We start from the raw sequence: 19,797 nt of genomic DNA on the forward strand, positions 1-19,797 counted from the left end.
ACCCTCCGTGCTTCTGTACTCGGATAGAATGGGAGCGTCTTCGCCCACGGATGCGGACCTTCGGACTCGGGTCCGGCGACAGGAGGTTATCAGCGACCTCAGCCAGCAGGCCCTGGAGACGGACGATATCGACCGCCTCCTTCGCGACGCAGTAGCGGCCGTCAGCGAGACGATGAACGCAGAGCGCTGTCACGTGCTCGAACTGCTGCCGGACGAGAACGCGGGGATTCTACGACACGGTGTCGGCCGGGAAGCGGGTGCCGTCGGATCGGCGACGGTAGCGATCCCTCGAGACTCGCTGGCGGGGACCGCGCTCCGGACCTCCGAACCGGTCATCGTCGAGGACCTGCGAACCGACGATCGATTCTCCGCCCTCGAGGGATGCGGCACGGACGACGTTCGCAGCGGAATCGGCGTCGTGGTCGGCTCGAGCGACGATCCGTGGGGGGTACTGGAGCTGTACACGAGCGACCAGCGAGCGTTCGCGGAGCCCGCTGTCGGTTTCGTTCAGCGCGTCGCGTCCGTCCTCGGATCGGCGATCGACGACCGTCGAGCGGCGACCGAGTGCGGGGAACGCGAGCGCCGACTCGAGGAACGGGAGCGCCGGCTCTCGACGCTGATCGATAACGTCCCGGGGATGGTGTATCGCTGCCGGAACGAGCGCGGCTGGCCGATGGAGTTCGTCAGCGATTCCTGCGAGGAGCTGACCGGCTACGACCCCGAGGCCCTCGAGAGCGGGGCGGTCGGCTGGGGAACGGACGTTATGGTCGACGCGGATCGCGAGACCCTCTGGGAGACGATCCAGCGGGAGGCCGGCGAGGGAGCGACGTTCTCGGAGACCTACCGCATCGAGACCGCCGACGGCGACCGGCGGTGGGTCAGAGATTACGGCCGCGGCGTCTTCGACGAGGCGGGCGACCTCGTCCGGGTCGAGGGAATCGTCTCGGATATCACCGAGCGCAAACGGGCCCAACAGCGACTCGCGGACGAGCGCGATATGTTCGCCGAGGGACCCGCGATCGTCTTCAGATGGCGGGCCGAAGACGGCTGGCCGGTCGAGTACGTCTCCGAGAACGTCGAAGACGTGCTCGGCTACGCGCCGGCGGCGCTCGAGTCCGGGGACGTGCCGTACACCGACCTGCTCCTCGAGGAGGAGATCGAGCGAATCGCTCGCGAGGTCGACGAGAACAGCGACGAGACGACGGAACGGTTCAGCCACGAGCCGTACCGCGTCGAGACCAGCGACGGCGACGTCCGGTGGGTGAAAGACACCACGAAAATCGTCCGCGACGAAAGCGGCGACATCACACACTACCTGGGATATCTGGTCGATATCACCGAGCGCAGGGAGCGCGAGCGGGAACTCAGGCAGTACGAGACCATCGTCGAGGCCGTCAACGACGGCGTCTACGTGGTCGACGACGGGCGGTTCGCGATGGTCAACGACGCGTACGCGGCGATGGTCGGCTACGACCGCGAGGAACTGGTCGGCGAGCCCGTCTCGCTGGTCGTCGACGAGGACGTGAGAGACCGGGCGCGACGGGCGGAGACCGCGATGCGGGACGGAGATGCGAACGTGTCCCCGGTCGAGGCGGAACTGGAGACGGCGGACGGCGATCGGGTCCCGGCGGAGGCGACGTTTGCGATGCTGTCGAACGACGACGAAGAGACGCGGCGCGTCGGCGTCGTTCGGGACATCGCCGACCGAAAAGAACGCGAGCGAGCCCTCGAGCGGACGGAGCGTCGCTTCGAAGCGATCTTCGAGGACCCGAACATCCTCGTCGGCCTGCTCGAGCCCGACGGGACGGTCCTGGACATCAACGGGACGGCGATGGAGTACGTCGACGCCGACCTCGAAGCGGTGACCGGCGAGCCGTTCTGGAAGACTCCGTGGTGGGGCGAGGGCGACGAGGTGCGGGCCGACGTCGAGCGGTGGGTCGACCGAGCCGCTGACGGGGAGTACGTCGAGTTCGAAGCGGATCTCACCCGACCGGACGGCGAGCGGTACACGCTCGAGGGCGCCTTCAGACCCGTGACGAACGACGCGGGCGACGTCGTGTCGGTCATCGTCTCGGATCGCGACGTCACCGAGCGCAAGGAACGCGAGCGCCAACTCGCGACGCTCATGGACAACGTGCCGGGGATGGTCTACCGGTGTCGGAACGAACGCGGGTGGCCGATGGAGTTCGTCAGCGACGCCTGCGAGGAGCTGACCGGCTACGACCCCGAGGCCCTCGAAAACGGCGATATCGAATGGGGTGCGGACGTCATGGTTCAGGAAGACCGCGAGATGCTCTGGGAAACGGTCCAGCGGGAGGCCGGCGAGGGAGCGACGTTCTCGGAGACCTACCGCATCGAGACCGCCGACGGCGACCGGCGGTGGGTCAGAGATTACGGCCGCGGCGTCTTCGACGACGACGGCGCGCTCGTCGATATCGAAGGGATCATCGCCGACATCACCGACCGCAAGCGCCTGGAATCCGAACTCGAGGAGAGCGAACGCCGCTACCGGACGCTGGTCGAACAGTTCCCGAACGGTGCCGTTGCTCTCGTGGACGAGGACCTGCGCTACCAGACCGTCGGGGGCAGCCCCGACGACGTGGCCGACGTCACAGCCGACGAAATCCAGGGGGTCCCGGTCGAGGAGGCCCTGCCGTCGGAACTGGCAGACGAACTCGTTCCGCGCTACGAGACCGCAATGGAGGGGGAGTCCAGCGCGTTCGAGACGACGTTCGACGGACGCGTCTATGACTTCCACGTCGTTCCGGTCCGCGACGGCGACGGCGAGGTGTTCGCCGCGCTGGGAATGTCCCAGGACATCACCGAGCGCCGCGAGTACGAGCGTCGGCTCGAGGAGTCCGAGCGCCGCTACCGCACCCTCGTGGAGAACTTCCCCGAGGGCGCAGTCGGACTGTTCGACGAGAATCTGGAGTACACGGCCGTTGGCGGCCAACTCCACGACGAGGTCGGCATCGCCACGGCCGATCGCGTCGGAAACAGCGTCTCCGATATCTATCCGGAGCGGGTGGTCGAGGAGGTCGAACCGTACTTTCACGCGGCGCTCGAGGGCGAGACGAACGCCTTCGAGATCGAATTCTACGGCCGCCACCTGTACGCTCACACGCTCCCGGTCAGGAACGCCGCCGACGAGATATTCGCCGGAATGGTCGTCGTACAGGACATCACGGAACGGCGGGAGTATCGGCGACGGCTCGAGGAATCGAACGAACGCCTCGAACAGTTCGCTTACGCGGCCTCACACGACCTGCAGGAACCGCTGCGGATGGTCACGAGCTATCTCCAGCTCATCGAGAAGCGATACGGCGACGCCTTCGACGAGGACGGGGAAGAGTTCCTCGCGTACGCCGTCGACGGCGCCGAGCGGATGCGCGCGATGATCGACGGCCTCCTCGAGTACTCTCGGGTCGAAGCGCGCGGGAACCCGTTCGAGCCGACGGACCTGAACGCGCTTCTCGAGGAGGTACTCGAGGACCTCCAACTTCGTATCGACGAGACCGACGCGGAGATCACGACGACGGAACTCCCCCGCGTCGAGGGCGACGCCAGCCAGTTGCGGCAGGTCCTCCAGAACCTGGTGAACAACGCGATCACGTACTCGGGGGACGAGCCGCCGCGCGTTCACGTCGGTGCCCGGCGACGGGACGGAGAGTGGGTGATCTCGGTCCGCGACGAGGGGATCGGGATCGATCCGGCCGATCAAGAGCGCGTCTTCTCGATCTTCGACCGGCTTCACAGTCGGACGGAGTACGATGGGACGGGCATCGGGCTCGCGCTCTGTGAGCGCATCGTCGAACGCCACGGCGGTGACATCTGGGTCGACTCCGACCCCGGCGAGGGCGCGACGTTCTCGTTCACGCTGCCCGCCTGAGGCGGACTCCGCCGGGACCTCAGTCCGACCGCCACTCGTCCTCCAGCAGGCCGTACCAGTAGACGTCCCGCCACTCGCCGTCGACGAATTCGGCGTCGCGATGGACGCCCTCCCGCGCGAACCCGAGCGACTCGAGGAGCCGGGCCGACGGCTCGTTGCACTCGAAGACGCGGGCGGCGATCCGGTGGAGGCCGAGCTGGTCGAAGCCGTGTCCGACGAGGAGCGACGCCGCCTCGGTGCCGTACCCCCGCTCGTGGTGGTCAGGTGCGACCCAGTAGCCGAGTTCGGCGCTCCGGGCCTCCCAGTCGAACTCGTGGAGGCCGACGATGCCGACCGGCGTCGCGTCGGTGACGATCAGGAGGACCACGGTGTCGTCGCTACAGACGTCGTTCTCGAAAAACTCGCGCTCCTGCTCGCGGTTGACGGGTCTGGATCGACCGATCGGCCGCCGGATTCGCGGATCGTTGACCTGGGTCTGCAGAAACTCGAGATCGTCCGCTTCGATCGGTCGCAGCGTCACGCACTCGCCGTCCAGAAACACCGGGCCGGGCATACTCACGCGGTACATGTAATCGATTAAATTATTTTCCCCGGACCGCGTTCGGGCCGGTCGCTCGAGTCCGCTACTCAAGCAGGGCGTCGATGTCGTCGGCGTGGGCGGCGACGAGGTCGGCGAACGCCTCGGCTTCGCGTCGCTCCTGCGTAGCGCGCTCGCCGTCGTCCCGAATCCGGCGCTTCAGCGCGGCGAGCGCGTCGTCGGCGTTGGCCGCGATTTCAGCGGCGACCGAGCGGGGGTCGTCCTCGATGCGCGAGATCAATCCCATTCGTAGCGCCTCCTCGGCGTCGACCGACCGGCCCGAGAGCGCGAACTCGAGGGCGTCGCCCTCGCCCATGACGCGGGGCAGCCGAACGGTTCCGCCCCAGGCACCGAACAGGCCGAAGCTGACCCCCGGTTCGCCGTAGGTCGACTCGGGCGTGCCGACTCGCACGTCACAGGCCAGCGCCAACTCGAGTCCGCCCCCGCGTGCGGGGCCGTCGACGCCCGCCACGACGACCGCGGGCGAGTCCTCGATCGTCCGCGCGACGCGCTGGCCCAAGCGCGCGAACTCGGCCGCGCGATCGCGGTCCCCCTCGAGCGCCGCGACCTCGTTCAGGTCGGCTCCCGCGGAGAAGGCCGGGCCGCGCCCGCGGAGAAAAATCACCGGCTCGTCGGCGTCGTCGACCGCCGTTTCCAGCGCTTCGAGTCCGTCGACCGTGAGCGCGTTGCGCGCCTCGGGGCGGTCGATCGTGATGGTTCGTATCGACCCGTTCGTTTCAACATCGATCATGGCAGCAGTCGATCGGGCGTTTCCAAAGGTCTTTGCCTCCCCCGTCGTAACCCCCCGCTAATGGAGAAGGCCGACAGCTGTCGGCGTGCCGCCGCCGAGGCCGTCGCGGACGTCGAACCACCACAGCTACACGACTTCATCGAAGCGACCCTCGAGCGTGCGTCGATGGTGCCCGGAACGCTCACCCTCGAGAGCGCCGCGATGATGGCGTCCGAGGGACACGCCGTCGGAGACGAGTACGACCAGTCCCTCGCCGCCGAGGGAGGACGCGACCGGGCGGACGACACCGACGGCGTCGTCACCCACGCGGCCGGCGTCCAGCTCATCTACGAGGGACTGCGCCTGACCAGATCGCTCGCCCACGACGAGCCCTGGACGGCGACCGAGGCCGACGCGAGCGACGGCGATCTCGCGATCCTCGCGGCCGACATCCTCGTCGCCCGCGGCTTCTACCTGCTGGCTCGCACCGACGCCGCCACCAAAGCGGTCCGGACCGTCCAATCGTTCGGTCGCGACCAGACCCGCCGTACAGACCTCGCGGCCGACGCCGGCGACCTCGATCCGACGCCGTCCGACCTCGACACCAACCTCGAGCGGGACGTGCTCGAACTCGCCGCCCTCACCGGGGCCGTTGCCGTCGGCGAGACGCCGTCGCCGCGTCTGCTGGCCATCGTCGAGACGCTCGCCGACGCCGCCGGAGCCTCGTTCCCGCCGGTCGAGGAGTCCCTCGGCGACCTCGAGCCCTCGGCTCGCGAGCAGTCCCTCGAGGACCACCCGACCGATCGAGCCACGTCTGCGACGGATCCGTGATGTCGCCGGCGACCGCGGGACGGGACCGCGACAATCCGGCGCACGGCCCGATCGAATCGAAACCCATAAAGACATCTCCGGTCAACGAAGAAGTACGCGCCTGGGTAGCTTAGCGGTAAAGCGCGTCCTTGGTAAGGACGAGAGCCCGGGTTCAAATCCCGGCCTAGGCTCTTTCCGGTTTCCGTTCTCCGCGTCAGGTTTTCGGTTCGTCTTTCGAGCGATAGCGTTCTCTCAGGTCCGCCCTCGATGCAGCAGAGATGGACAGACAGTCAGTATAGTAGGCAAGGACAACAAGTACGACCGTCGCGACCGTACCGAAACCGGTGAGAAATTCGAAACCCGACCGCGGTCAGTGCCCGGTTCCGAGATAGGTGTGGACGGCGTTTTCGGCCTCGAGTTCGTCGACGAGGGCGATGGCGAAGTCCTCCATCGAAATGTAGCTGTCTCCCTCGTCGTCGGTCACGAGTTTGCGGTCGGCGGTCCGGTACTCGCCGGTTCGCTCGCCGGGTTCGATCAGCGCAGCGGGCGCGAGGTACGTCCACGCCAGGTCGTCGGCCTCGCTGAGGATATCGTACGCGTCGATGGCCGCGCGGGCGACCGGCTCCCACTCTTCGGGGAAGTCCTCCGTTTCGATCAACATCGTCTCCGGACCGACCTCGAGCCCGCCAGCGCCGCCGGTCCAGACGAGCCGGTCGACGTCTGCGCGGCGCAGCCCGTCGATCACGGCGTCCATCATCTCCGTGAGAACCTCAGGCGACTCGTCGTCGCTCGGGCCGAGCGCCGACACCACGGCGTCGTGACCGGTCGCGAGCTTCGTAATGTCATCGGAGTCGGTCGCGTCTCCGGCGACGGCGACGAATTTGTCGTCGTCGATCCCGTCGACCGTTCCGTGCCGGGAGACGCCGGTGACGGCGTGGCCGCGGTCGAGGAGTTCAGTGGCTGTTCGCCGTCCGATTCGTCCGCTCGCACCGAGTAGCAGTACGTTCATTCTGTAGTTGGGTTCGCTGATAGCTGTCACACGATTCCGAGATGAGCTCCCGCAATTGCGGTCACATCATCACAGTCGGTCATAGAAGGAGATCGTACTATAGTTCAGCGAACGCTCGCCTAACCAGGTTACACCGATGTCATCGGATGCGGCGCTCGAAACGAAATACGAGCCTCGAGAGGGGGAACTCCGTTTCAATGGACTCGAGCGCGCAACGAACACGAACTCACGGCCGCTATCCCGCGTACGATGGGGGCACGGGTCCAAATCCGAGCAGCAACACCCTCGAACGACCGGTTCTACCCACACGTCGTCGGTCCGCCGGCCCGAGTTCGGTCGCGAGCCGATCGGCGAGTCGCTCGAGCGTCCGCCGCCGACGCCAGGCGACGTACCGGCCGAGAAACGGGACCAGCGGAGTCGGTTCGACCACTGATCGCAGCCGGAGTTCGGTTTCCTCGCCGCATCCCGTCCACTCGAGCGTCGTCTCGATGGCCACGAGCGGCGGTATGGCCCCGTCTCGTCGGTATCTGATGTGGTCGTCGTTGGTCTCGAAGACGTACTTCGGTTCGAAGGGACGACCGTTCGGCCACGCCGTCACGACGGTCCGGTCAGGTCCCTCGACGATCTCTCGAGGGATGTGCGATCCCTCCCCCCCCTGACGATCACGTCGGGCGTCAGGAGCGACTTCACGTCCGAGACCGGTGCCCGGAGAACGCGGCTTACCTCGCACTCACCCATTCGGGTCACCGGACGGCTGCGAGGGTGGCGGTCGGCCGACACGTCCGGACTGAGTGCGATCCCCGCGAGAGCGGTGCGACATACGCACTGCTTTCGGCCATTAATTTATTATCGTTGTCATCTCCTCACCGTGGGTCACCCGCCGGTCTCTCGGCGGCTCGAGTCGCGTTGGATATATGACGTCGCTCTCCCTAGTGGTCGACGATGGGACTTCTCAGGAACAAGTGGCTATGGCTGTCCGCTCTGGGCGTCCTCGTCTCCGGCGGACTGCTCCTCGCCGTCGTCGGCTACCTCGGCGTACTCGTCTATTCGGGGCTCGTCAGCGGGACGCCGATCGTGACGCGACTGCTCGAGATCGCGGTGCCCGTTCTCGTGACCGTCGCGCTCCTGGTCGGCCTCCTCGCGGTCTCGACCGTCGGCGTCCTGTGGGTGCTCGTCCAGAACGCGTCGCTGCCGCGGAGCGAGCGGGTGGCGACGCTCGCCGAGCGGCTCGAGCGCGAGTACGCGCCGCTTCGGCTCCTCGGGCTCTCCGAGTTCCTGTCGCCGCCGGAGCCGTCGGCGGACGAACGAGCCGAGGAGGCGCTCGCCGATCTGAAACAGCGGTACGTCGCGGGCGAGCTCACCGAGGCGGAGTTCGAACGGAAGGTCGACCGGCTCGTCGCGGCCGATTCGATCGACGAAGCGCGTGCCGCCCGCGAACGGAATCGAGTCGTCGACGGGGAGACGGATCGTCACTGACCGGACGGCGATCCGCCGATCGGGATCGTTCGCGCCCGACCGAGACTCGTTCTCTCGACGACAGTCGCGCTCACTCGAACTCGATCCGACAGCCCGTCTCGGCCGACTCGTAGGCGGCCTCGATGGCCTGCAGGTCCGCGAGGCCGTCCTCGCCGTCGGGTTCGGGATCGGTACCCGTCAGCACGCAGTAGCTGAAGTAGTCGAACTCCTCGCGGACCTCGTCGACCGGTGGGCCGGTGTACTCCATGCGAACGTCGCCGCTCTCGACGACCATCTCCTGGGGGACGACGCCGCCGAAGGGCGACTCGATGTCGATCATACCCTCGGTGCCGACCAACTCGAGCGCGCTCCGGGCGTGAGCGTCGAGACTCGCCGTACACGAGGCCGTCGCGCCGGTCTCGAACTCGAGTTGAAACGCGATCTGTTCCTCGACTGCGTCGAACGCCTCGCCGCTCGAGCGGGTGGTCGCGTACACCTCCGTCGGTTCGCAGTCGAGGAGGAATCGGATCGTGTTGAGCGGATAGACCCCGAGATCGACCAGTGCGCCGCCGCCGGCGAGATCGGGGTCGAGCCGCCACGTATCGGAACTCGCGTGTTCGAGCAGCGGATTCGAGAAACCGCCGTGGACCTGGACGACGTTGCCGATCACGCCCTCGCGGACGAGTTCCCGTGTGCGACGAACCGTCGGTTCAGTCTGGAGCCGATAGGCCGTCATCAGCGTCACGCCGGCATCGGCGCAGGCGTCGACGATCTCCCGAGCGCGCTCGGCGGTGATCTCGAGGGGTTTCTCACAGAGGACGTGCTTCCCGAACGCTGCCGCCGCGGTCGCGTATTCGCCGTGGAAGGCGTTCGGTGCCGCGACGTAGATCCCGTCGTATGCCTCCGTGCGCTCCCCCGCGAGGAATTCGTCGTAGTCGATGACGTGCGGGACGTCGTACGTCTCGGCGACGTCCGCCGCTTGGTCCGGCGAACTCGTGACCAGGACCGTCGTCTCGCAGTACGTTCCTTCGTCGATCGCGGGCAACGCGCGCTGACGTGCGAAGCCGCCGATACCGATGACCGCGAGTCGGACCGTTCCCGCGACCGATTCGCGCTCCCAGTCCCGCCGCGTGAAGTTCGCGAACGCGTCCTCGAGCGCCATACTCGTTCTACGGCCCGCAACGAAAAGGGTCACACTGAATGGAGCCCTGACTGTCAGCGCTCGAAATCTGTCTCCCTCGACGAAAAACCGATAATGGGTTTTCGAACACAACATACGTCGGTGGTATTCCCCCGGAATCAGATTTCGAAGGAAAAAGTTATTCAATAGCCGCCACTGATATGCAAACAGCCACTGGTGACGTAAGATGGTCAAAATGGAAACGGCAGAGCTGGAAACCGATTTGAGTCTGTTCAAATACGATAATCTCGAGCAACTCCCACCGCGATACCGGGAGCTCGAGGAGGGAGAACGGACCGAACGCATCGAGGCGGCGCTCGAGGAACTCGGCGACGACGTCGTGATTCTGGGGCACAACTATCAGCGGCGGGAGATCGTCGAACACGCCGACTTCATCGGCGACTCCTACCAGCTCTCGAAGGAGGCCGCCAACGCGGACGCGGAGTACGTGATCTTCGGCGGCGTGACGTTCATGGCCGAGAGCGCGGACATCATCACGGACGACGACCAGTCGGTGATCCTGCCGAGTATGGAGGCGTCGTGTCCGATGGCGGGGATGGCCGAGGCCCTGCAGGTCGACAGCGCGTGGGCCGAGATCACGGCTGCTGCCCCCGACGCCAATATCGTTCCGATTACCTACATGAACTCCTACGCGGATCTGAAGGCCTTCTGTGCGAGCCAGGGGGGACTCGTCTGTACCTCGTCGAACGCCCACAAAGCGTTCGAGTACGCCTTCGATAAGGGAGACAAGGTCCTCTTCCTCCCCGACAAACACCTCGGGGAGAACACCGCTCACCGGCTCGGCATGGAAGACGAGATCGCCGAGTGGGACCCCTGGGATCCCGAGGGTAAGGACGCCGACGAAGTCGCGGAGAGCGACATCATCCTCTGGGACGGCTACTGTCAGGTCCACGAGCGGTTCCGCGAGGACCACATCGAACAGATTCGGACGGAGAATCCGGACGCCAACGTGATCGTCCACCCCGAATGTCGGCGCGAGGTCGTCGAGGCCGCCGACGTGGCCGGGTCGACCAGTACGATCTGCGAGACCGTCGCGAACGCCGATTCCGGCGACACCTGGGCCATCGGTACCGAGATCCACCTCACGAACCACCTCCAGCGTTGGCATCCCGACGTGAACGTCGTCCCGCTCTGTGGCGACGCCTGCATGGACTGCAACGCCATGCGCCAGATCGACCCCAACTATCTGGCCTGGGTGCTCGAGGAACTCGCCGAGGGCCGCGAACACAACGTGATCGAGGTCGCGCCCGAGGAGAAGGAACTCGCGGAAGTCGCGCTCGATCGCATGCTCGAGATCTGATCATGACCGAAACAGACACCGGGACGGAAACGACGACCGACGGTGAAACGACGGACGTGCTCGTCGTCGGCAGCGGTATCGCGGGCTGTGCGGCCGCACTCGCGGCGGCCAGAGAGGGCGCGGACGTGCTTCTCCTGACGAAGGCGACGAAACCCGACGACGCCAGCACGGACTGGGCGCAGGGCGGCATCTCGACGACGCGGGACGACCCCGAGTCGCTCAAGACGGACATCATCGAGGCCAGCGACGGCACCGCCGATCCCGACGCCGTCGACGCGCTCGTCGAGAACGCCGACGACGCCGTCGAGGACGTGCTCGTCGACACCCTCGAGGTCGACTTCGACGAGGGCGACGACGGCGCGTTCGACTACACGCGCGAGGCGGCCCACTCGGAACACCGCATCCTCCACGTCGACGCCGCAACGGGGACGCACATCCTGCGGCCGTTCCTGCGCTACGTCGACGACCACGAGCGGATCGAAGTCCGACAGGACACCGCCGCGCTCGAGCTGGTCACCGCCGAGGGGCGCGTCCACGGCGTGGTGAGCGACGAAGAACCGGACGGGCACCCGATCTACGCCGGCGCGACGATCCTCGCGACCGGCGGGGTCGGCGCGCTCTACGGCCGGTCGACCAATCCGGACGACGCGACCGGCGACGGCATCGCCATGGCCGCGCTCGCGGGCGCGGACGTCGAGGACATGGAGTACGTCCAGTTCCACCCCACGGCCTACGCCGGCGAGGACCCGTTCCTGCTCTCCGAAGCCCTGCGCGGCGAGGGCGCCGTTCTCCGTAACGGCGATGGCGAGCGGTTTATGGAGGACTACCACTCGCAGGGTGATCTCGCGCCCCGCGACGTCGTCGCCCGCGCGGTCGCCACCGAACGCGAAGAGACCGGCGGGGTCGTCCTGGACGTGAGCCCCCTCGAGTTCGAGGCGGAGTACCCCGCCATCGCCGAGAAGTGCCGCGAGCGGGGCATCGATGGCGACGAGATCCCCGTCGCGCCCTGCGAGCACTTCCTCTGTGGCGGGATCGACGTCGACGAGAACGGACGGACCTCGCTCGATCGGCTCTACGCCGTCGGCGAGTGCGCCCGCACCGGCGTCCACGGCGCGAACCGGCTGGCCAGTACGAGCCTGCTCGAGGGACTCGTCTGGGGACTCCGAGCGGGCGAAGACGCGGCGGGCGAGGTGCGACGCACCTCGATGCGAAGCGGTGAAACCGCGGAGCGCGACCCCGAAGCCGTCGAGGCTCCCGAACTCCTGAATCGGGACCCCGCCCTCCCCGAGCGCTTCGCCGCCGAGAAGTTCACTCGACTGACGCAGACGATGGACGAGTACCTCGGCCTCGAGCGCGATCCCGACGAGATCGCTCGCGCGAGCAGCGTCCTGCGGCGGCTCAAGGGCGAGGTCGACGCCTACATCCGGACGCGGACGGCGCGGGACCTCTACGAACTGCGAAACGCCAGCGTCGTCGCGCTGTTGATCGCGCGGGCGGCGGGCGAGAACACCGAATCGGTCGGCTGTCACTACGTCGCGACCGCGGCCGACGACCCGACGGCCGAACCGCCGGCGGACGACTGAGATGATCACGAACGCACAGGTCGAACGCTGGCTCCGCGAGGACGTCGGCCATCACGACGTGACGAATCGGGTTCCCGGCGAGACGACGGGCCGTCTCGTCGCGAAGGAGTCGGGCGTCGCCGCCGGCCTCGAGGCCGCGACGGCCGTCTTCGACTACCTCGACGTCGCGGTCCGCGAGGCGCTCGCGGACGGCACCGCCGTCGAACCCGGCGACGATGTCCTCCGCGTCGAGGGACCCGCACGCGAGGTCCTCCGGGGCGAGCGCGTCGCGGTCAATCTCGCGGGCCACGCCTCGGGGATCGCCACGCGGACGCGCCGCGCCGTCGACGCCGCCCGCGCTGAGAGCGAGAACGTCCGCGTCGCCGCGACCCGCAAGACGACGCCCGGCCTGCGTGGCCTCGAGAAGCGCGCGGTCGTCGCGGGCGGCGGCGACACCCACCGGCTCGACCTCTCGCACATGGTCATGGTCAAGGACAACCACATCGCGGAGATGGGGCTCGAGGACGCTATCGCACACTTTCAGGAACAGACGTCGTTCGCGACCAAGATCGACGTGGAAGTCGAGACCGTCGACGACGCACCGCGGGCGGCCGAGGCCGGTGCGGACGTCGTCCTGCTCGACAACATGACGCCCGAGGAGACGCGGGCGGCCGTCGCGGAACTCGCCGACTACGCGGGCGTCCTGGCCGAAGCCAGCGGCGGAATCACCGTCGCGGACGTTCCCGACTACGCCGCGACCGGCGTCGACGTGATCTCGATGGGATCACTCACCCACTCGGCACCGTCGCTGGATCTGTCCTTCCGGACCGGGGAGTGACCGTCCTCACCCGCCGTCCGGGCTCCACGCCCGAACGTCGGATTCCTCGAGAAAGAGCGACGGGTCGTCGTGGGAGAAGCTAACCCATCGGTCCGTCGACGCGGCCGTCACGTGGGTCAGGAGTTCCTCCGCCACGAGCGCCGTTTCGAAGACGTCCCGAGAGGCGGAGATATCGTACGCGAGCGGGACGAAGATCGCCGTCTCGCTCGCTTCGTCCCGTTCGACCGTCAGCGCGACTCGTCGGTCGCTCCCCTCGTCCGCGTGCGGCCGGTAGTAGACGTCGGCCGCGGTGATCGCGACCGCCCCCTCCTCGACGAGCTCTTCGACGATCTCGTACTCCTCGTCGCTGACCGTCACGTCGAATCCGACCCGTTCGTCCCGATCGACCGGCGAGACGTCGGCCGGCTCGAGGACGACGGCGTCCCAGCCCTCATCGCGGTACTCCGCGGCGATGTCGCTCGCGTCCGCGAGGAGTTCCTCCCACAGCGGCCCCGTCAACTCGGCGCCGTCAGGTGTCGCCGATTCGTTTGCCGTCTCCGGCTCGTTTGCCCCTGATTCGTCTGCCGGCTCTGTCTCGTCCGCCGCCTCCGACTCGTCACCCGTCATCGGGCCCCTCCGGTCGCGTTCGCGTCGTCATACTCGAGGCCGAGGACGCGGAACGAAAAAACGTTACCTCACTCTCGGCTCGAGACGGTCGGGATCGGGATCTCGGTCTCGACGCCTACTGCCCTCGAGAGACACGCTCGCTCGCGAACGGTGTCGTCTACGTCCCGCCGTCGTCTCCCGGTTCCGACGGCGGCAGGTCGAGCCGTTCCATCGCGTCACGCCAGATATCCGCGCCGTCGGGGTCACACGCCGCCCGCCACTCCGCCGGTAGCAGGATCGTCGCGTCGATATCCCCCTCCTGGGCCGCTACCGGCGGGTCTATCCGAATCAGGTGGAGCACGGCCCCGACACCGGTCGTCTCTCGGAGCCGGCCCAGCGCGGCCGTCGCCTCGTCGACGGTCAGGAACGAGAGCATGCATTCGGTGACGAAGACGTCGATCTCGTCGATTTCGAACGCCTCGCGTAGCGAGGCGACGAGCCCCTCGTCACGAATATCCGCCTCGAGCAGCCGCTCTCGCGTCGAGGGTGGTGCCGTCTCCAGTATCGACCGTGACGCATCGAAGCCGTAGGCCGCCACATCGTACTCGCGCAGCGCCTCGACGGTCGCACCCGCGCCACAGCCCGCGACGACGACCACCGGCTCTCGGTCGGCGTCCGCGACGAACTCGGCGAACGCGGCGAGTTCCCGTTCCCTGTCGTATCTCTCTCCCATGCTACACCACCGGCCCGCGCGTCGAAAACCCTCTCGGTTACGTCGAGGGCGGCGTCAGTGCGAGGTCTCTGTCTCGTTGCAGACCGGACGACCGTTACCGTCCGCCGCCGATGCGTTCGATCGACACGTCGCTCGCCTCGCCGATCAGGGCCTCCTCGAGCGCCGTTCGAACGGCATCGGGATCCGACGGTCCGCCCGCGTCCGCGACGGTCCCGACCGACGCCGGATCGAACGGGACCCCGAGCGCCTCGTAGACCGCCTCGAGCACGCCCGCGAGCGCCGCGCGTCCGGTCACGAGTACGATGCCCGCGACGAGGGCGGCGTCGCTCCGAACGCGCTGGGCGATGCCGACGAGCTTCCGCCGGCGGCCGTCGGCGCTCGCGTCCGCGACCGACAGCGAGTGCGTCCCGGGGCAGAACGAGTCGTCGGGCTCGCCCCGCATCGGCTCGAGGTCGAGCGTCCGCAGCGCCCGCTCGAGGGCGGCCGTGGCGCGGTCGTATCGCTCTGTCGTGCCGGCGCGGAGGTCGGCGACGGGTTCGGCGCGCGCGAAGGCCAGCGTCGTCTCGCCGTCGTAGGCGACGGCCCGCCCGCCGACGTCGCGCTCGACCGGCGGATATCCGCGCTCCGCGGCCGCCTCGCGGGCGCGGTCGTACCCCTCGAGGCGGGCGTCCCGGCGGCCGAAGGCGACCTGTCGGTGGGGCGTCCAGACGCGGACGGCCGGCTCGCCGTCGGCGGCCGCCGAGAGCAGTCGTTGACTCGCGTCTCGATCGGCCGCGATGGAGTCCGCTCGTCCGCGAAACACGCGCATACCGGCCGTTCCACCCGGTGCATCTAAACGTTCACGCCGCCCAGAGTGGGACGACGATGGCCGTCACGCTCCCCGAGGCCGTGCTGGCGCGCTACGAGCGCTTCTCGCTGTACAACTCGCCGTACCCCGCCCACGACGGCGGCTGCGCGATCGATTGCTATCCCGGGACCCTGGTCGACGGGCGGACGACCGTCGCGCCGAGTCCGGTCGCCGGCACGGTCCGCGAGACCCGGACCGTCCGCGCGCCGCCGAAACCCTACGCGCCCGACCACGACCACCTGATCCTGCTCGAGCCGGCGGACTCCGGCCCGTTCGCCGGGCTGACGGTCCGCGTCCTCCACGTCGAGCCGTCGGTCGCGGCCGGCGACCGCGTCGACCGGGGCGACTCGCTGGGTCGACTCGTCCGCGCGGGCTTTTTCGCGCCCTGGGTCGACAACCACCTCCACGTCGGGTTTCGCGGCCCGGATCAGAACCCGTACCGGGCGTCGGGCTCGCTCCCGATCGAACTCGATGTTCCGGTGCGCCCGCTCGAGTGGGACGGTACCGGCCGGGTCGTCTCGACCGGCGACACCTACGCGGTCCTCGACGCGCCGACCCACCCCGATCCGGGCGCGGAGTTCGTCGGCGTACGAGCCGACGGCGGCGGCGTCCTCGACGGCGGGATTCCCCATTACGACGGCGGCGGACTGCTCGAGCCCCGCGGATCGCTCGACGTGGACCGCGACCGCAACCCCGTCGTCTCGCTGAACGGCGACCGCCTCGGCGTCGCCGACGGTCGCACGATCGCGTGGGACGACGTGACCGTCACGGCCGACGGCGAGGCGATCACCGGGCTCTCGCTGTTCTGCGCTCGAGACGGCGACTTCGGTGCGAAGCTGATCTGTCCGGATCGCGAGTTCCGGAGCGGCGAGCGCGTTCGGGTGCGCGTTCGCTCGAGCGACGACCGGCGAGACGGCCGCGTCGGCTGACTCGTCGGGGTTTCGCCGGCATCAGTCGGTTCGCTCGCGGTGGCGCGCCTTCGCCCGCTGGTAGGCAGCGTCCTCGCGAACCCGTTCCCAGTACTCCGCGAAGACGAGCGCGGCCGCTCGTTTGTCAGGGTCGGCCCACTCCTGGGGCTCGCGCTCGGTTCCGTCGTCGTCGTACTTCCGACCGCCCGGATACTTCGCGTATCGCATCGCCCGGGTGTACCCCATCTGTAGGTACTTGCGAGCCATGTCCATCCCCGGAAACTCGTCGTTCGTCCGATAGCGTTCGTACCGCTCGTAGATCGCTTCGGCGGCTTCCTCGGCGGCCGCTTCGTCCCTGTACGACCACAGCGGGAGCAGCTCACTCTTGTAGGGTTCGACTTTGAACACCCCTTCCTCGCCGCGACCGATCTCGTACGCGTCGGGATCGGCGCGGAAATCGATATCGTACTCGGGACCGTCGTCGGGGTCGGCGTCGTCGGTCACGTGCGCGGTACGGCGGCGAGGCAAATCAACCCTTGACAACGGGCACGTCGGGAAACGTAGCTGTCAAGACCGTCGCGGGCGGACGGGTGGCCATGACCGAGGAGACGCCGACGATGGACGCGCTCGACGAGTTCGAGGACCTCGAGGGGATGCTCCAGTACTTCCTCGACGAGAACCAGGAGTTCCTCTCGTGGCTCGGGACGACCGTCGACGACGTCGGCGACGGGACGATGACGATGTCGATCCCTTACGACGACAAACTGACGAACACGCGGCCGAACGCCGCACCCGACGAGCGGGGCGATCTCCACGGCGGCGTCGCGGCCACGCTCATCGACACCGTCGGTGGCCTCTCGCTGCGGACGGCCATGGACGACCCCTTCGGAACGCGGATCGCGACGATCAACTTGAACGTCAACTACCTCCGCCCGGCGACGAGCGACCTCGTCGCGACCGCGGACGTGATCCGAGTCGGCGGCAGCGTCGGCGTCAGCGAGATCACCGTCGAGAGCACGACCCACGACGGGGAGACTAAACCCGTCGCGATCGGACAGGGCGCGTACCGCGTGTTCCGATCCGATTAGCCGTCCGGTGGGGGTTCGGCCCTCGCTCCGTTCTCGCGGTCCGCAGTGCCTCGCCGCGCTCGCGGTCGACGGCCGCTCGAGCAGCGGGGCGCAACGAAGCTTTCGATATTTTCGAACGCACGATTATGTCGGGCGAGTAGCGAACGACTAGATCGACCCGAACAGGTTCCGTCTATTTTCCACTCCGTAGGAATTCGTCGTTCGCCTATTAGGGTGGACTCCCGAGGGTGAACTGTGACGAGCGGGGTGGCGGACCGGTTCCGGCCACCCGCGTACCACCGCGTCACGCCCGGTACGCGGACGCGAGTATCACCGCGGCCTCGAGCCGCACCCTGAAGGACAATGACCCAAACCCACGATTCCGACGACGAATCCACTGACACGAGCCGCTCGACCGAACCAGCGATCGAGACCGAGCGCAATTCGGAGCGCGACCCGCTGTTCGACCGCATTCCCAGACGGGATTTCATGAAGGCGGGGGCTGCAGCGGGTGCGATGAGTTCACTGGCCGGCTGTACGGGCCTGCTCGGCAGCGACGACTCGGTATCCCTCGAGGACGTCAAGACCGACGTCAATCCCGGCGAACACGACGACTATTACGCGTTCCTCTCGGGCGGACACACGGGCGAGATTCGCGTTTACGGACTGCCGTCGATGCGACAGCTGATGCGGATCCCGGTGTTCCAGCCCGAGAGCGCGCGCGGCTACGGCTACGACGACCGCACGAGCGAGATGCTCGAGGACGCGGGCGGCTACACCTGGGGTGATGCACACCACCCCCGCGTGAGCCAGACGGACAACGACTACGACGGCCGCTGGGCGTTCGTCAACGACAAGGCGAACGGTCGGATGGCCCGGATCAACCTGAAGTACTTCGAGACGGACGCCATCGTCGACATCCCGAACCAGCAGGGGACTCACGGCGCCTGCTGTCTGCTGCCGGATACGAAGTACGTCTTCGGCGTCGGTGAGTTCCGCGTGCCGATGCCAAACGAGGGGCAGGATCTCACCGATCCGGAGAACTACACCTCCACGATCGCCGCCATCAACCCGGAGACGATGAACGTCGAGTGGGAAGTGTTGGTCGACGGGAACATGGACAACGGCGACGGCGGCAAGGAGGGCCGCTGGTTCTTCGCGACCGGCTACAACAGCGAACACGCCACCACCGAGAGCGAGATGTCCTCGACGGACACCGACTGGGTGAAGGCCTTCGACGTGCCCGCCATCGAGGAGGCCGTCGAGGCCGGCGAGTACGAGGAGATCGGCGGCGTTCCGGTCGTCGACGGCACCCGCGACAGTTCGCTGAACGAGGGCGATCGCCCCATCGTCCGCTACGTCGACGTCTCGAAGAGCCCCCACGGCGTCAGCGTCACGCCCGACGGGCAGTACGCGATCGCCAGCGGGAAACTCGATCCGACGGCGACGGTTATCGATATCGAGACGCTCGCCGAGACCGACGACCCCAACGAGTCGATCGTGGGTCGCCCGCGACTCGGCATGGGGCCGCTGCACACTGCCTACGACGGCCGCGGCCACGCCTACACGACCCTGTTCATCGACTCGCAGGTCGTCAAGTGGGACATCGATGCCGCCGTCGAGGCCAGCGAAGAGTCGACGGACCCGGTGGTCGAGAAGATCGACGTCCACTACAACCCGGGTCACCTGATCGCCGCGGAGTCGTACACGGCCGATCCACAGGGCGACTGGCTGATCTCGCTGAACAAGCTCTCGAAGGATCGGTTCCTCCCGGTCGGGCCGATGCACCCCGAGAACGACCAGCTGATCTACATCGGCGACGACGAAGAGGGAATGTCCCTCGTCAAGGACACGCCCTCCTACGCCGAGCCCCACGACGCCTCGATCGTCAGCGCGGAGAAGCTCGACCCCGCGAAGGTCTACGACCCCGAGGACTACGACGAGGAGTTCGTCGGTCACGAGGACGTCGATATCTCCCGCGAGGACGGCCGCGTCCACGTCCAGATGTACTCGACGCGCAACGAGTTCGGGTTCGAGGAGGTCACCGTTACGGAGGGCGACGAGGTGACGATGACCGTCACCAACATCGAGCAGACGCCCGACATCCTCCACTCGCTGGCCATCCCCGAACACGACATCAACATGAAGCTCGCGCCACAGGAGACGCGCGAAGTGACCTTCACGGCCGACGAACCGGGTGTCTACTGGATGTACTGTGCGTTCTTCTGTAGCGCACTGCACCTCGAGATGCGCTCGCGACTGATCGTCGAACCCGCGGAGTGACCT

The 19,797-nt window shown here is 67.5% G+C and carries 18 protein-coding genes and 1 tRNA gene; 10 read left to right on the plus strand and 9 right to left on the minus strand.

The annotated features are described in order from the left end of the window. Window positions 1-28 precede the first annotated feature (28 nt). On the plus strand, window positions 29-3,889 hold the full coding sequence (locus LDH66_RS18635; protein ID WP_226482579.1) for a PAS domain S-box protein: 3,861 nt from the start codon (window positions 29-31) through the stop codon (window positions 3,887-3,889). A gap of 19 nt (window positions 3,890-3,908) precedes the next feature. Here the strand turns inward: LDH66_RS18635 and LDH66_RS18640 are convergent, their stop codons facing one another. Together LDH66_RS18640 and LDH66_RS18645 are read right to left on the minus strand one after the other, a co-directional pair. Continuing rightward, window positions 3,909-4,442, minus strand: coding sequence for a GNAT family N-acetyltransferase (locus tag LDH66_RS18640; RefSeq protein WP_226482580.1), 534 nt, complete (start codon window positions 4,440-4,442; stop codon window positions 3,909-3,911). Between the two features lie 70 nt (window positions 4,443-4,512). After that, window positions 4,513-5,217 (minus strand): enoyl-CoA hydratase/isomerase family protein, encoded by a 705-nt coding sequence (locus LDH66_RS18645; protein ID WP_226482581.1) that lies wholly within the window; start codon window positions 5,215-5,217, stop codon window positions 4,513-4,515. A 60-nt stretch (window positions 5,218-5,277) separates the two neighbouring features. Here LDH66_RS18645 and LDH66_RS18650 point away from each other — a divergent pair, with 60 nt between their 5' ends. Both LDH66_RS18650 and LDH66_RS18655 read left to right on the plus strand, forming a co-directional pair. Further along, window positions 5,278-6,027 carry a DUF7114 family protein gene (locus LDH66_RS18650; RefSeq protein WP_226482582.1) on the plus strand — a complete coding sequence of 250 codons (750 nt, stop codon included), beginning with the start codon at window positions 5,278-5,280 and terminating at the stop codon, window positions 6,025-6,027. 98 nt (window positions 6,028-6,125) lie between these two features. Continuing rightward, a tRNA-Thr gene (locus LDH66_RS18655) sits at window positions 6,126-6,197 on the plus strand. A gap of 179 nt (window positions 6,198-6,376) precedes the next feature. Here LDH66_RS18655 and LDH66_RS18660 read toward each other — a convergent pair. After that, entirely contained in the window at window positions 6,377-7,015 is a 639-nt protein-coding gene (locus LDH66_RS18660) for an NAD(P)-dependent oxidoreductase (protein WP_226482583.1), read from the minus strand. Between the two features lie 235 nt (window positions 7,016-7,250). Continuing rightward, window positions 7,251-7,613 carry a hypothetical protein gene (locus LDH66_RS18665; RefSeq protein WP_226482584.1) on the minus strand — a complete coding sequence of 121 codons (363 nt, stop codon included), beginning with the start codon at window positions 7,611-7,613 and terminating at the stop codon, window positions 7,251-7,253. 344 nt (window positions 7,614-7,957) lie between these two features. Here LDH66_RS18665 and LDH66_RS18670 point away from each other — a divergent pair, with 344 nt between their 5' ends. After that, the gene (locus LDH66_RS18670) at window positions 7,958-8,491 is read left to right on the plus strand and encodes an SHOCT domain-containing protein (protein ID WP_226482585.1); all 534 of its coding nucleotides are present in this window, start codon (window positions 7,958-7,960) and stop codon (window positions 8,489-8,491) included. A 70-nt stretch (window positions 8,492-8,561) separates the two neighbouring features. Here the strand turns inward: LDH66_RS18670 and gfo6 are convergent, their stop codons facing one another. Then, on the minus strand, window positions 8,562-9,632 hold the full coding sequence (gene gfo6, locus LDH66_RS18675; protein ID WP_226482586.1) for a D-xylose 1-dehydrogenase Gfo6: 1,071 nt from the start codon (window positions 9,630-9,632) through the stop codon (window positions 8,562-8,564). A gap of 205 nt (window positions 9,633-9,837) precedes the next feature. Between gfo6 and nadA the strand changes: the two genes are divergently transcribed. Genes nadA through nadC form a run of 3 tightly spaced genes read left to right on the plus strand, consistent with a single transcriptional unit; the run spans window position 9,838 to window position 13,371 of the window. Further along, the gene (gene nadA / locus LDH66_RS18680) at window positions 9,838-10,971 is read left to right on the plus strand and encodes a quinolinate synthase NadA (RefSeq protein WP_226482587.1); all 1,134 of its coding nucleotides are present in this window, start codon (window positions 9,838-9,840) and stop codon (window positions 10,969-10,971) included. A gap of 2 nt (window positions 10,972-10,973) precedes the next feature. Continuing rightward, window positions 10,974-12,554, plus strand: a complete 1,581-nt coding sequence (locus tag LDH66_RS18685; RefSeq protein ID WP_226482588.1) for an L-aspartate oxidase — start codon at window positions 10,974-10,976, stop codon at window positions 12,552-12,554. A gap of 1 nt (window position 12,555) precedes the next feature. After that, a complete protein-coding gene (gene nadC, locus LDH66_RS18690; protein ID WP_226482589.1) occupies window positions 12,556-13,371 on the plus strand; it encodes a carboxylating nicotinate-nucleotide diphosphorylase in 816 nt (271 codons plus the stop codon). A gap of 6 nt (window positions 13,372-13,377) precedes the next feature. Here the strand turns inward: nadC and LDH66_RS18695 are convergent, their stop codons facing one another. The 3 genes from LDH66_RS18695 to LDH66_RS18705 all read right to left on the minus strand — a co-directional run bounded on the left by LDH66_RS18695 (window position 13,378) and on the right by LDH66_RS18705 (window position 15,497). After that, on the minus strand, window positions 13,378-13,977 hold the full coding sequence (locus LDH66_RS18695; RefSeq protein WP_226482590.1) for a DUF7529 family protein: 600 nt from the start codon (window positions 13,975-13,977) through the stop codon (window positions 13,378-13,380). A gap of 157 nt (window positions 13,978-14,134) precedes the next feature. After that, window positions 14,135-14,689, minus strand: a complete 555-nt coding sequence (locus LDH66_RS18700; protein WP_226482591.1) for a class I SAM-dependent methyltransferase — start codon at window positions 14,687-14,689, stop codon at window positions 14,135-14,137. A gap of 94 nt (window positions 14,690-14,783) precedes the next feature. Further along, window positions 14,784-15,497 (minus strand): lipoate--protein ligase family protein, encoded by a 714-nt coding sequence (locus tag LDH66_RS18705; RefSeq protein ID WP_226482592.1) that lies wholly within the window; start codon window positions 15,495-15,497, stop codon window positions 14,784-14,786. 56 nt (window positions 15,498-15,553) lie between these two features. Between LDH66_RS18705 and LDH66_RS18710 the strand changes: the two genes are divergently transcribed. Continuing rightward, window positions 15,554-16,465, plus strand: a complete 912-nt coding sequence (locus LDH66_RS18710; protein ID WP_226482593.1) for a DUF8155 domain-containing protein — start codon at window positions 15,554-15,556, stop codon at window positions 16,463-16,465. A gap of 21 nt (window positions 16,466-16,486) precedes the next feature. Here the strand turns inward: LDH66_RS18710 and LDH66_RS18715 are convergent, their stop codons facing one another. Next, window positions 16,487-16,948, minus strand: a complete 462-nt coding sequence (locus LDH66_RS18715) for a DUF4385 domain-containing protein (RefSeq protein ID WP_226482594.1) — start codon at window positions 16,946-16,948, stop codon at window positions 16,487-16,489. Window positions 16,949-17,040: 92 nt separating this feature from the next. Between LDH66_RS18715 and LDH66_RS18720 the strand changes: the two genes are divergently transcribed. After that, entirely contained in the window at window positions 17,041-17,532 is a 492-nt protein-coding gene (locus LDH66_RS18720; RefSeq protein WP_226482595.1) for a PaaI family thioesterase, read from the plus strand. 342 nt (window positions 17,533-17,874) lie between these two features. Next, complete coding sequence (gene nosZ / locus LDH66_RS18725; RefSeq protein ID WP_226482596.1) at window positions 17,875-19,794, plus strand: TAT-dependent nitrous-oxide reductase; 1,920 nt, start codon at window positions 17,875-17,877, stop codon at window positions 19,792-19,794. Window positions 19,795-19,797 lie beyond the last annotated feature (3 nt).

It is taken from the genome of Natrinema amylolyticum (genome assembly GCF_020515625.1).
Lineage (GTDB): Archaea > Halobacteriota > Halobacteria > Halobacteriales > Natrialbaceae > Natrinema > Natrinema amylolyticum.

What these genes read in the sequence shown, in the direction of transcription:
- LDH66_RS18685 (WP_226482588.1), top strand. Translation starts at nt 10,974, where the DNA reads ATGACCGAAACAGACACCGGGACGGAAACGACGACCGACGGTGAAACG.
- nadC (WP_226482589.1), top strand. Translation starts at nt 12,556, where the DNA reads ATGATCACGAACGCACAGGTCGAACGCTGGCTCCGCGAGGACGTCGGC.
- LDH66_RS18645 (WP_226482581.1), bottom strand. Translation starts at nt 5,217, where the DNA reads ATGATCGATGTTGAAACGAACGGGTCGATACGAACCATCACGATCGAC.
- nosZ (WP_226482596.1), top strand. Translation starts at nt 17,875, where the DNA reads ATGACCCAAACCCACGATTCCGACGACGAATCCACTGACACGAGCCGC.
- LDH66_RS18710 (WP_226482593.1), top strand. Translation starts at nt 15,554, where the DNA reads ATGGCCGTCACGCTCCCCGAGGCCGTGCTGGCGCGCTACGAGCGCTTC.
- LDH66_RS18695 (WP_226482590.1), bottom strand. Translation starts at nt 13,977, where the DNA reads ATGACGGGTGACGAGTCGGAGGCGGCGGACGAGACAGAGCCGGCAGAC.
- LDH66_RS18705 (WP_226482592.1), bottom strand. Translation starts at nt 15,497, where the DNA reads ATGCGCGTGTTTCGCGGACGAGCGGACTCCATCGCGGCCGATCGAGAC.
- LDH66_RS18650 (WP_226482582.1), top strand. Translation starts at nt 5,278, where the DNA reads ATGGAGAAGGCCGACAGCTGTCGGCGTGCCGCCGCCGAGGCCGTCGCG.
- LDH66_RS18660 (WP_226482583.1), bottom strand. Translation starts at nt 7,015, where the DNA reads ATGAACGTACTGCTACTCGGTGCGAGCGGACGAATCGGACGGCGAACA.
- LDH66_RS18720 (WP_226482595.1), top strand. Translation starts at nt 17,041, where the DNA reads ATGACCGAGGAGACGCCGACGATGGACGCGCTCGACGAGTTCGAGGAC.
- gfo6 (WP_226482586.1), bottom strand. Translation starts at nt 9,632, where the DNA reads ATGGCGCTCGAGGACGCGTTCGCGAACTTCACGCGGCGGGACTGGGAG.
- nadA (WP_226482587.1), top strand. Translation starts at nt 9,838, where the DNA reads ATGGTCAAAATGGAAACGGCAGAGCTGGAAACCGATTTGAGTCTGTTC.
- LDH66_RS18635 (WP_226482579.1), top strand. Translation starts at nt 29, where the DNA reads ATGGGAGCGTCTTCGCCCACGGATGCGGACCTTCGGACTCGGGTCCGG.
- LDH66_RS18670 (WP_226482585.1), top strand. Translation starts at nt 7,958, where the DNA reads ATGGGACTTCTCAGGAACAAGTGGCTATGGCTGTCCGCTCTGGGCGTC.
- LDH66_RS18640 (WP_226482580.1), bottom strand. Translation starts at nt 4,442, where the DNA reads ATGCCCGGCCCGGTGTTTCTGGACGGCGAGTGCGTGACGCTGCGACCG.
- LDH66_RS18700 (WP_226482591.1), bottom strand. Translation starts at nt 14,689, where the DNA reads ATGGGAGAGAGATACGACAGGGAACGGGAACTCGCCGCGTTCGCCGAG.